This window comes from Alteromonas sp. G4i35 (assembly GCF_054960375.1).
This window is the reverse complement of record NZ_JBHNZD010000051.1, coordinates 1-11,938: the sequence shown is the minus strand read 5'-3', so window position 1 is coordinate 11,938 and position 11,938 is coordinate 1. Positions and strand designations below refer to the sequence as shown.

The 11,938-nt window shown below is 42.7% G+C and carries 8 protein-coding genes; 5 read left to right on the top strand and 3 right to left on the bottom strand.

All coding sequences use genetic code 11. The features are described from left to right. Positions 1-54: 54 nt before the first annotated feature. Positions 55-1,461, bottom strand: coding sequence for a mannose-1-phosphate guanylyltransferase/mannose-6-phosphate isomerase (locus tag ACFI6L_RS19940; RefSeq protein WP_462574673.1), 1,407 nt, complete (start codon positions 1,459-1,461; stop codon positions 55-57). Positions 1,462-1,675: 214 nt separating this feature from the next. Between ACFI6L_RS19940 and ACFI6L_RS19935 the strand changes: the two genes are divergently transcribed. After that, positions 1,676-4,027, top strand: coding sequence for an Ig-like domain-containing protein (locus tag ACFI6L_RS19935; RefSeq protein WP_462574672.1), 2,352 nt, complete (start codon positions 1,676-1,678; stop codon positions 4,025-4,027). A gap of 499 nt (positions 4,028-4,526) precedes the next feature. After that, positions 4,527-5,201, top strand: a complete 675-nt coding sequence (locus ACFI6L_RS19930; RefSeq protein WP_283617582.1) for a YkgJ family cysteine cluster protein — start codon at positions 4,527-4,529, stop codon at positions 5,199-5,201. Between the two features lie 46 nt (positions 5,202-5,247). On the opposite strand, the gene ACFI6L_RS19925 is transcribed toward ACFI6L_RS19930, so the two are convergent. Further along, on the bottom strand, positions 5,248-6,138 hold the full coding sequence (locus ACFI6L_RS19925) for a LysR family transcriptional regulator (RefSeq protein WP_462574671.1): 891 nt from the start codon (positions 6,136-6,138) through the stop codon (positions 5,248-5,250). A gap of 197 nt (positions 6,139-6,335) precedes the next feature. Between ACFI6L_RS19925 and ACFI6L_RS19920 the strand changes: the two genes are divergently transcribed. Genes ACFI6L_RS19920 through ACFI6L_RS19910 form a run of 3 tightly spaced genes read left to right on the top strand, consistent with a single transcriptional unit; the run spans position 6,336 to position 10,540 of the window. Then, the gene (locus ACFI6L_RS19920) at positions 6,336-8,063 is read left to right on the top strand and encodes an ABC transporter transmembrane domain-containing protein (protein WP_416022537.1); all 1,728 of its coding nucleotides are present in this window, start codon (positions 6,336-6,338) and stop codon (positions 8,061-8,063) included. Further along, positions 8,064-9,116 carry an HlyD family secretion protein gene (locus tag ACFI6L_RS19915; RefSeq protein ID WP_014977505.1) on the top strand — a complete coding sequence of 351 codons (1,053 nt, stop codon included), beginning with the start codon at positions 8,064-8,066 and terminating at the stop codon, positions 9,114-9,116. Next, positions 9,029-10,540 (top strand): TolC family protein, encoded by a 1,512-nt coding sequence (locus tag ACFI6L_RS19910; protein WP_338852400.1) that lies wholly within the window; start codon positions 9,029-9,031, stop codon positions 10,538-10,540. The genes ACFI6L_RS19915 and ACFI6L_RS19910 overlap by 88 nt, the downstream gene beginning before the upstream one ends. 167 nt (positions 10,541-10,707) lie before the next feature. Here ACFI6L_RS19910 and ACFI6L_RS19905 read toward each other — a convergent pair whose 3' ends face one another. Then, the gene (locus ACFI6L_RS19905) at positions 10,708-11,517 is read right to left on the bottom strand and encodes a hypothetical protein (protein WP_462574670.1); all 810 of its coding nucleotides are present in this window, start codon (positions 11,515-11,517) and stop codon (positions 10,708-10,710) included. Between the last annotated feature and the right edge of the window lie 421 nt (positions 11,518-11,938).

The window sequence follows — 11,938 nt, the reverse complement described above, 5'->3', positions numbered from 1 at the left end:
AAGCCAGGTTCATAACCTGGCTTTTTTAGTTAGACAAACTGCCTTACACTGCGTTTATTTATCAGAACGCCCATATCTATCTGAGAAACGAACGATATCGTCTTCCCCTAGGTAAGCTCCAGATTGTACTTCAATTAGTTCTAGTGGAATCTTTCCTGGATTTTCTAAAGCATGAACCGCCCCAATAGGAATATAAACAGACTCATTTTCCGTTAGCATTTGGGTTTCATCGCCTATTGTCACATTAGCTGTACCTGATACTACAACCCAGTGTTCAGCTCTATGGTGATGCATTTGAACTGATAGTTTTTCACCTGGCTTCACGGTAATACGCTTAACTTTAAAACGTCCACCATTGTCTATTGAATCGTAACTTCCCCAAGGTCTGAAAACTTCGCGGTGAAACTCAAATTCAGGGCGCTTTTCAGCTTTCAAACGGTTCACAACGGTTTTGATGTGTTCTGCGTTTTTCTTATTCGCCACCATAACAGCATCTTTGGTTTCAACTACAACCACGTCTTCCAGACCAATAACTGCAACCAAGCTGTGCTCGGCGTTCACATAGCTGTTGGTGGTGCCTTCTAATAAAGTGTCGCCAGTAGTTACATTGCCATTTGCGTCCTTCTCTCCCGTCTCCCAGAGAGACGACCAACTGCCTACATCAGACCAACCTGCATCTAGTGTTATCATCGCGGCTTCGGAAGTTTTTTCCATCACTGCATAATCGATAGAATCACTTGGGCATGAAGCAAAAATGTCTTTGTCTACACGAACAAAGTCGAGATCTTTTTCGGTTTTTTCAATCGCCTTTTTACATACCGAATATATGTCAGGTGCGTGCACTTCCAGCGCCTTTAAAAATGCACTGGCTTTAAACATAAACATGCCGCTATTCCAAAAATACTCACCTGAACTTACGTATTGTGTTGCGGTAGGCATATCTGGCTTTTCAACAAATTCACTTACATCGAAGCCAATATTCAGCTTGTTTCCGGCTTTTATATAGCCGTAACCAGTATGAGGCTGAGTGGGGACAATACCGAAAGTAACTAACTTACCTTGTTCAGCTAGAGCCTGGGCTTCTTTAATTTTGGTACGAAACGTATCGCTATCTTTTATTAAGTGATCGGCGGCTAATACCAAAAGAACAGGATCACCCCCGTTTTCGCAAGCTTGAAATGCAGCAAGTGCAATAGCAGGAGCGGTATTGCGACCAACTGGCTCTAAAAGAATGTCGCTGTTATCGACACTTATTTGTCGCATTTGCTCGGCAACAAGAAAACGATGCTCTTCGTTACAGATAATAGAAGGTGGCAAAGACTCTATGCCATTGAGTCTCAGTACAGTGTCTTGAATCATCGTTTTGTCAGAAGTAAGAGACAGGAACTGTTTTGGTAAAGCGGCGCGAGACTTTGGCCATAAGCGGCTTCCGGTACCACCTGCAAGAATGACTGGCTTCATTTGAATTCCCTAGTTTTCAAATACATTTTATGCATCCAGTATACTGAGTTATGGGCGAGATAAAAATATTTCGACGTGGCTTTAATCGTCAGCCAAAAAAAAGAGCATTTAATTTTCTAGTAGTTATCTTAATTATTGCTTAACAATAGGTTATATTCAGCCATATAAATTCCAAGTCTCATAGTAAATTACTCTAAATACAAGGACGTTCAAAATGAACAAAAGCATTATTGCTATTGCCGTTAGTTCAACTCTTCTTGCTGCCTGTGGCGGTTCCGACGACAACAACCAACTACCAGTGCTTGTCGCAGACTCCGCGGTTACACTCAATGGTGACGCAGTATCTATTGATGTACTTGCGAATGATACCGATTCTGACGGCGATGCTTTAACTATATCGGCAGTTGGAGTGCCAGATGTTGGTGAAGCCGCTATCATCAATAATGAGATAGTGTACACACCTACAGCGTTGGCGATGGGCGAAGTCAGTTTTTCATACGATGTAACTGACGGTGAGAACACAGTAAGTTCAACGATTACAATCACGAATCAACAGTCTATTTCTATTTCGAGTATTGCAACCGATGCGCCTTTATCGAATGCAGAGGTGAGCGCGCTCGATGCAGGTGGAAATGTAATTGCGTCCGTGCAGGCCGGCGCGGATGGTCGATTCACGCTTCCTATTACTGTAAGTGCTGCGCCCGGCGATTTAATTCTTAATGCAGTGGGCACGGAAGAACAAGCCCATGTAACGCTATCATCGCGAGTCGGTGACTTCACTACGATGCGTAACCTTAGCATCGAAAATAATACCGATGAACTTAACAGCGATCTATTTCCTGCAGGCAAAATAACTCATTTAAGTACGGCTATGGATGTACTCTATTCGGAGTATAAAGAGAACGGCGGCGAGGGAAGCTTCGATACGTTTGCAAGTGAAGTGGACTTCGAAAAGGTTTTAGGATTGGCCAGCTTCATAAAAGTTCTTGCTGATAATAGCGAGTTCTCGGTTCCTGAAGGTATGAGCACCTTGTCGTTTTTTACTGGAAGCCTAGTCGATGCGCTAAGCACCATCCGAAAGTATGTTGATAGCATGGGACTGTTAAACGAAGACGGAACTTATGACGAGGCTTATGTAGAAGCAATTAATGCTGCCCGAGCAGAAACTCTCGAAGATGAATTGTTACAGCAAAATTACGTAGATACCGACATTGCGGGTGCGGTTTTTGCGACTTACTACCATTCAGAACAGCAAGCTGGCAAGGGCATGACAGCGTATACGTTCAACGCGGACAGTAGCGGCGCAAAAACGTCTGCGGAAAATGCATTTAATATTTATTCAGATGAATTTAACTGGAGTGTTGTAGACGGAAATCTAGTTATTGACGAGCTTGACTACACGCGAAACGCAAACTTGGTATTTCTTGATGAAGAAATCTATAGTCGGTATGAGCAAGGCGTAGTCAATGAAATTGGTAGTTATGCCCGTGAATATGACATCATATATTGGGAAACCGAAAGAACGACAATAAACGAACGTATAGAATTGCTAACACAATCCGGCGGTCACGCACTTGCTGTGTTAACAACTACCACTGAGCTTTCCATCACACCGATGGATAACATACAAGATAAACCAACTTTTACTACTACGTACGAAACTACCACGAATGTTAAATACACCAACACTACTGCATCTGCGTTTACCGTAACCGAAGAGGATTTGCTAGCATCGCCTTGGGTGTTTGCTTATCAGGGAAGTTATACGTTTGATAAAGAGTACTTAAATGAAGACGAGCGTACTGAAACTGGTATTTTAAACGACCAGTTCACATTTAAAGATGATAATACCTTTACGTCTCTTGTTTTTGGTGTGCAAGGAACATGGCAGCTAAATGATGGTGTTATAGACATTGAATTGGAAGATATGTCTTTCACAGTTACGCCTTTTAAAGTGCAGAATAATTTCGTGCTGGCGCTTTATGAGTTCGATTATGATGGCGTAGCGATTAAATACACTGGCGATATGCACGCCATAGACTATGAGTTGGCCGAAGACTTCAGCATAGAGAGCTCATTACCTAATGTTTGGATGTCTTCTTACAATGAAGCACTTTTCGTAGATGGTGTACCGTTACCTGACGACTTATTTGCTTATTACTTTGAATCTGACGGTACAGCAGGAAGAGTCTATTCACCTAGTGAAGAGTCTTACTTTGTAGGAGATCGTGAACTTTATAACTTCCAATGGACCGCAGACGGCAATGAGGTCAACATCATTGGGTTACGCGAAAATAGCGCGTTTACTTTCAACAGAGAATACACTTGGAAACTACTGGGCTCAAAGCGAGAAGGTGTTGTTACAATACTTGAAATGCAGTCCAACAAAGTAGATTACACAGATGATAGCGATAATCTTGTGTTTAACATTCTTCCTCGTTTAAGTTTTACATTTACAATAAACCTAGAAGAACAATATCCTGAATTTTGGGAAAACACAGATTTAGGTAGTTTAAATGCGCCTGACATCTCGCTGTCGTATACTTCGGAATTAATAACGCGATAGTTCAAAAAATTTATGGCGCTAGTTTATCAGAGCTAGCGCCAACGTATATTTATCACCTAAATACCCACAGAACCATTATGTTAATGCGTTAATTAATTTTATCCCGTACGCAGGAAAGTGTTCATCCACCATATTAAAAACGGGTATCGACCAAAATTTTTTCACTACAAGCCATACATATCTGTTATACCTACTGTGTCCACATCGCTGCATTGCGCTTATTATCAAAGATCATTCACAAAAAACTTCCCAAATCCCAAAATTCAAAATAGAATCCGCACCAATTCAACCCCTGTCATTAAGCCTCAAGCTTACGCACACCCGGCGGGGAAGAAGCATGCTTTAAAATATTGGGGTCAGAGTACATTTCTTCCTCCAGTACGATCTGTCAATTTGGTTACCAAAATCAATAATCAGAATGTTGAGTTCATGCTACCCATTACATTACACCAGCATGATCATGTATTTGTTTTAGTTTGCTTTTATTAGCGGAGTCGTTATGAATAGGCTGCGTGAGCTGTCCAGCCAAGTGATGGATGTTTACCAATCTCTTTCCCAAGAATTCAGTGCATATCAATCTAGCCAGTCTCTAAACTGTGTTGAGAAATGTGGTGCATGTTGCAATAACCCCGACATTGAAGTGTCGCCATTGGAGATGCTGCCTTTAGCACTTCATCTGTTTGATACAGGACGGGCTGAACAGGCGTTTGACGAGCTAGACAACTACAGCGGCTTCGCCTGTAAACAATATCAACGCTTAAGTTTGGACGGTAAAGAAGGCTACTGCGGAATTTACGAATACCGACCTGGCATTTGCCGTATGTTCGGTGCAGCAGGTTATAAAACCAAATCTGGCGAAGCCACACTTTCGGTGTGTAAACCAATTAAGCAAGCTGTACCAGAGAAGTATGCGGCCGCGCTGATTGCTATACAGCCTCAGCATTTAGATATCTTTGAAAAGCGATTAGTGGATGATATTGCCGCAAATAGTGAGGTTCGAGTTACATCGACAAAGCCGCCAATGATCGCAGAAGGCAGACAAAAACTTGCTCAATTAGATTATGAATTGGGGGAAAGACTTATGCCTATAAATGACGCACTACGTTTTGTGTTAGAAAAAATTCTAACACTGAGTTTTTATGCTCAAGATATAGACGGTGGTGTTGCTGCTTAAATTAAGTGGGGGCAGAAAATGTACTCTGACCCCACCATTAAGTGCACTAGGCTAGAATTCCGCGAGCGGCTTCTACGATTGCTTCACTAATAGTGTAGTCAGCACGGCTTTTGCCAGTAATGGCATAGTATCTCTCATTTAGTGTGCTTGCGTTACCAATACAGTGCACGTCATATTGCTCTTCTACGTGCTTTGAAATTGCCGATGGTGCGCAGAAAACACCAAAGTCTTCGCTGCCAAAAAGTTTAAGCAAAGCAGTATCGTCAAATTCGGCTACCACTTTGGGGTACAGCTGTTCTGTCTCAAGCCAACTTGTAAGTGCTTGCCGTATTCCTGAAGTATTACCCTGAATTAGCAACGGCATTTGATTTAAACACTCTGGAAAAGTCTGTTCTTCAGTAAGCGGTACTTTAGCAAAGAAGCTCAACGAACTTTCGCCCAAGAAAAAACTATTGGCGCTTATTTGTGTACCAGGGGCTATGCCTCTGTCTGCTAGAATGAAATCGATGGCGTTAATGGCGAGTTCTTTCAACAAACCGTCGAAGCTATCCTCTTTTATCACGTATTTAACCTGTGAAAACCTACGCATGGTGGCATGCACAAAGTCGTAAAAAAGCACTTTTGGAATACCATTAGTAATACCTATCACAAATTCTTTCGTATTCACTTCATCGCTATTGTTAAGTATTTCAGCTAGTTGATTGCCTTTATGAAATATTTCGCTGGCATACTGATAACTTACTTTACCTCGCGCGTTCAGGTATAGGCGCTTATTTATTCTATCAAAGAGAGAATAACCTAGCTGATTTTCGAAGGTGCTTAGTTGCCCGCTTACGGTTTGCGGGGTAACGTGGAGTAATTTAGCGGCTTTCGCAATGCTACCCTCACGGGCAACAAGATAGAAATAATATAAATGATGGTAGTTTAGGTGATGCATACTTCAACAAGTTACTCGATTATTAAGGTACTAGGGGCAAGAAATGTACTCTGACCCCATTTTTTTCGATGAACTATTAAGAATATAACAGATTTATTCTAACTGACTATTGCAATACACTATCTAGCGTTGTTTTTGTACGATTAGAAGCAGCGCGTCACTGATTTTTAAGCTAGCGGTATATTGAAGACATAACTATGGCTAAACCAATTGATTTACGTAAAACGCGAAAGACCTTATTTTCGCTATTGAAACCAGAGGCTGGCTTTTTTTGGGTTGCTATCGCATACGGCGTAGCAATAAGTTTAATGACTCTTGCGGTACCTATAGCGGTTCAAACGCTGATTAACAGTATCGCCAATATCGGTTCAACTCGGGCAGTTATCATATTGGCCGTCATTCTATTTCTTACTTTATTTATATCTGGCGTATTTAGCGCGCTGCGTATGCGAGTGATGGAGTTCTACGAGCGTAAAGTGTACGCCCGCCTCACCGCAGACTTAGGGCTAAAAACTATTCTTGCGCCCCACAGTTTTTTTGAAGGTCGACAAAACGTTAGCATTACACAGCGTTACTTCGACATAATGACTTTTCAAAAGAATATGCCGTCTTTAATGATTGATGGTTTCGCGCTTGTACTACAGATGCTGGTAGGTTTCACTCTAGTATCATTCTACCACCCAGCGCTTTTCGCGTTTAATGTGGTGCTTTTACTTACCATGTATGCGGTTTGGAAAATTTGGGGACGTGGTGCTAAGCGCACGGCTATTGAATTGTCTAACGCAAAATACGATTCTGCAAAGTGGCTACACGATATTGCAATTGCTCACGAATTCTTTAAGTCAGCTGATCATGTTGAATACGCAGGGCGCAGCACCGAAGGTTATATCAGTAACTATGTGAAAAAGCACAAAAGCCACTTTCACTACACCTTTTCGCAGGTGGTTATGTTTCTATTGATGTATGCCGTGGCGAGTGCTTCGCTACTTGGTATCGGTGGTGTTCTGGTTGTACAAGGCGAGCTTTCTATCGGTCAGCTAGTGGCTGCTGAGCTTGTGATGTCTGCTGTTTTCTTTGGGTTGTCTCGCTTTACCCAATATTTAAAACTTTACTATGAGTTATATGGCGCTGCCGAGAAGCTGGGTGGCGCTCTTGACATGCCGCAGGAAGAGCTCAATACCTCGGAACATATACCAGCTTCTTCTAAATTGATGTTCAACGATGTTGAACTTAAACATGGTAATGATGCGTGCCACCTCAATGTTATCTTCGAACCTGGCACTAAGTATTTTGTTACTACTGATAAAAGTTGGGTGCAGAAGCAGCTGCTAGGATTGCTGAAGCAGTATGACCGCGTTAAATCGGGCGACATCTTGTTAGGAGAACTTAGTCTAAACGATTACGACACCCATGAGTTACGGCAGGCCGTTACCATTCTAGATCGTTCTTTAATTATCGAAGTTTCTGTAGAGCGCTACTTAAAGTTGGCACATCCTCAGGCAACCATCGCGGATATTCGCGCTGCGCTTGAGGAAGTAGAAATGACCAAAGTGATAGATAGCTTACCAGAGGGTTTGCAGACTAAAGTATCCGTATTAGGGGCACCGCTGCAGCCATTGGAGTTTTTGTTGCTTAAACTTGCCGCCGCAATTATTGGTAAACCTAAGCTGCTCATTTTGAATCAGCACTTCGACGCAATACCGGTAGAGTTGAGGGCGCGACTTCTGCGACGCTTAAGTAAATATGATTTTACCGTCATGTATTTTACCAATATGCCACTGCCAGATTGTTTCGAAGGTGTGTTGCATCTGCACGATAACGCAACGGCAATGTTAAATGAGTATTCAAATGGTGAGTCACCGATTAGTGCTGCTAACGCAAGTGAGAGCAGCACGGCTTCAAAGAACAATAAGGAGGGTGAGTAAGTGAATCACGCAGAACGTCGCTTTTTAGATAACATCACTTCATTGCCTTCATTGAAAGTGCCAAAGCTTCATCGTGTAATTACCGGAGTTATCATCTTCTTGGTGTTGGCAGCTGGATTAATTTTGTATTTCACACCATGGATCCAAACGGCTTATGGCACCGGTATGGTCGACTCGCTCGATCCTAAAGACAGAACCCAACCAATAAATGCGTTAGTTGATGGACAAGTAAAGCAGTGGCACGTAAGGGAAGGCCAACAAATAAAAGCCGGCGAGCCAATCGTTACGTTAATCGATATTGATGCGCAGCGACTTGAGAAGCTGCGATCTCAGCTTTCAGCAGCGAACTTAAAGAATCAAGCTAATGAAACAGCAGTAAGAAATGCTGAGAACAACCTGGCGCGTCAACAGTCTCTGCAAGAGCAAGGGCTGGTTTCACGCAAAGAAGTAGAACAGGCCGAGATAAAAGTGCAGGAACTGCGAGCAAAAGCTGCCGCCTCTGTTTCGGAAATTAATGAAGTAAGCATGATTTTATCTCGTCAGTCGACGCAAACTAAATATGCACCCGTTGACGGTACGGTTGTTCGGTTGCTATCAGGCGGTGTGTCTACGTTCGTAAAGTCGGGCGATATTCTTGGGCAGTTTATTCCAGCAGATGCAAAACGCAGCGTTCGCGTTACCGTGAGAGGGTTAGACGCACCGCTGGTTAAGCCTGGTGCAAAGGCGCGTTTGCAATTTGATGGCTGGCCCGTTTTTCAGTTTAGTGGATGGCCGGGTAGTGCAATAGGTACCTTTGGTGGTGAAGTTGTGTATGTAGAGCCTGTTGCTAATGCTACTGGCGATTTTAACGTGTGGATTAGACCTGACGAGTCTGATATTCCTTGGCCAGCTGAAAGTTCTGCGCGTTTGGGTAGCCGGGTTAAAGCGTGGGTGCTATTAGAAGAGGTGCGTCTAGGTTACGAGATGTGGCGACAGTTGAACAACTTCCCGCCATTGCCAACGCAAGAGCCTACTACCGGTGGAGCCAAGGGGGCTGGGGCATCAATATGGTAATTCGAAGGTTTACATTAGCAGTGCTTGCAACTGTTGCGGTTATTAGCACTCATGTTTCTGATGCAGTAGCGCAAAACAAAAATACTAGGCAAGCACCATCAATCGATGCACTTATCCAGAGTATGGTGAACTATCATCCCTACGTTAGGGCGATAAATGAAGGAAACTATCAAGCTGCAGCCGAGTTAGAAATTGCAAGAAGCAGTTTTGATCCGTTTATAGAGCAGAAAACCAGTAGCCGCGTTAGCGGATATTACGATGGTACTAATTTAACGCAGCGCTTTTCTAATCCGTTCGAAGACTTTAATGGCTCAGTTTATACCGAGTACCGTATATCAGACGGTGATTTCCCGGTGTACGAAGCCGATTACGAAACCTTGTCTGGCGGCGAGGCTAGTGTGGGCATTGCCATCTCTCTACTTAAAAATAGAGAACTGGATAAGCGTAGAACGGAGTTAGCCAATGCAGGGCTAGCGACTTCACAATGGCAAGCATTAGCGACAAGTTTAATTAATGACTTCGTTTACAAAGGGGTTAATGAATATGTTGCGTGGTACGAAAGCGCATTGCAGGTTAATGCCGTTACAGAGTTGCTAAACACCGCAACAGAACGTGAAAGAGCGTTGGTGACCCGCGTAGAGAAGGGAGATTTAGCCAATGTTGTGCTGACAGAATTTAAAGCCAACATTTTGCAACAGCGCCTTTTGCTTGCCGAGCTTAAGCAAAAGCGAGACGCACATGCTCAAATGCTTTCTTTTTATTGGCGTTCACCTAAGGGAGATATGTTGATAGTAGATGAAGCGAACCCGCCGAAAGATATCAACTGGCCTTTCTGGGTTGGTAACGGTCAGCTTATGACTCTTCGCAATGCCCTTCGTAATCATCCTGAACTTGATGTGATGAAATTAGAACAGCAGGTGGTAAATAACAAGGCTGCGCTGGCTAGTAACGCGTTATTGCCGAAGTTAGATTTAAAAGCATCGGTTGCAAGAGATATCGGTTCTGGTCCGTCAAATTTAGACGGTACCGAAACAAAAGTAGGTCTGTCGTTTTCCTACCCTTTAGGAAACAGGAAGGCGAAAGCTGAACAAGCCCAATTACAGTCAAAGCAAAGAGAGCTAGAGCACAAGCTAACCTCTACTGAGCAAGCGATAACTCAGCGTTTTGAACAAGCGCTAGTTTATTGGGGGCAGGCGAAAGACATTGTTGCTCTTCAAAGTGAAAATGCGGCGCTAGCGAAAACCCTTTCTAAAGTAGAAAAAACACGTTTCGATGCAGGTGACAGTGATATGTTCGTGTTAAATGCCCGCGCACAAAATGAAATTAAGGCCCAAATAAAAGAGATAAAAGCGAAAGTGGATTTACTAAAGGCAGAACTAACCCTTTATAAAGAAGCCGCCATGTTGCATTCCCTTAACAACTGAGCTCTTTTGAAAACATCAAATTTAATTGTGAAGTAGACTTGATTGCTATCGCTTGCTGCTTGTTGTTAAAAAGCAGGTAAGGGTTGAAGATACTAGTACAGCTATAAACAAAAACGGCGTATTGAGTAAATCAATACGCCGTTTTTTTAAAATCAATTAGTAGGGGGTTAATTGCCCAGTGCACTATTAAAGTCGTCTTCGCTTAGTCCGGCAGACATAGCGTATTCTTTTAACTTATCCTGAGATACACCCGCGTGTTGCGCAGTATTTAAAATACGCATTACTTGTTCACGCTGCTGCGCAGATTCTCTCACCGCCGTTTCAACTACCGTTTCTGCTTCGTTAGGAAACACGGCCAGAAGCGCATCCACTACATACTCACCAACAAAAGGAACAGCATTCAACGCGCTTGTCATGATATCGACAATCTTATTTGGATGTTCTTGCGATAATGTCTGAACAATACTGTCTGCTGCGTCAGGTTGAGTAAGCACGGCAACGCGTACAATCTCATCTAGCTCTTCAGGTGTTGAAACCGCAGCAGCCTGCACAACAAAGTCGACATAAGTCGGCTCTGCTTTTATCGCTAACTGAACAATGTTAGGGCAGCTACTTACTTCTTTCTCAATAGCCAGCTGTACAATCTCTTCAGTAGACGCAGGTTGAGCAGAGATAGCAGCAAAAATGATCTCTCTGTATTTGTCTGGATAGGTATCTAAAGCAATATCCACAATAGACACAATTTCTTGCGGATAATGACCAGCGATTGAACTGATTGCTCGGCCAACCGACATAGTTTGGTTTACTTGACGTCTTAAGAAGGCGGTTTGAAAATGATTTGACTGGTCAGCGCTTTCTACATTCGCTGATGCGGATGGCTGAACAGCATCATTTGAGGATACTTCTTGTGCCATTGCTGTATGACTAACATGAGTTGCTAGTATTGCCGCAGACAGCAGTGTAAGAGTTCGTAACATAAACCCACCTTTATAATTATTGCGTAGTCAATTTCTGACACCACCAGTATTAATACATTTATAAAGAACACAAAGCATAGGTCATTTACGCTTATATACATTCTTATACGTATTCCTTTACGCAAGCCTTAATATCTATCGCTAATATTAAGCATTAATATAATAACGGCAGGATCAAATACTACTTTAAGAACTACTACTTTATAGGATCTGAATTCCTATCCTATTAGTAATTAGTCCATATTGTCTACTAATTATCACATTTGAGCGAAAAATAGACGGTTAGTTCAGTTTTTTCAACTTTTTCAAAATAAGTGTTGACGTGAGCGCTCATTTCCCTAAAATGCGCATCCGCTTCGGGGGAAAAGCAAAACAGCAAGCCTCCTGAAGTAAGTCTCTACTACCTTTATAGGCCAGTAAC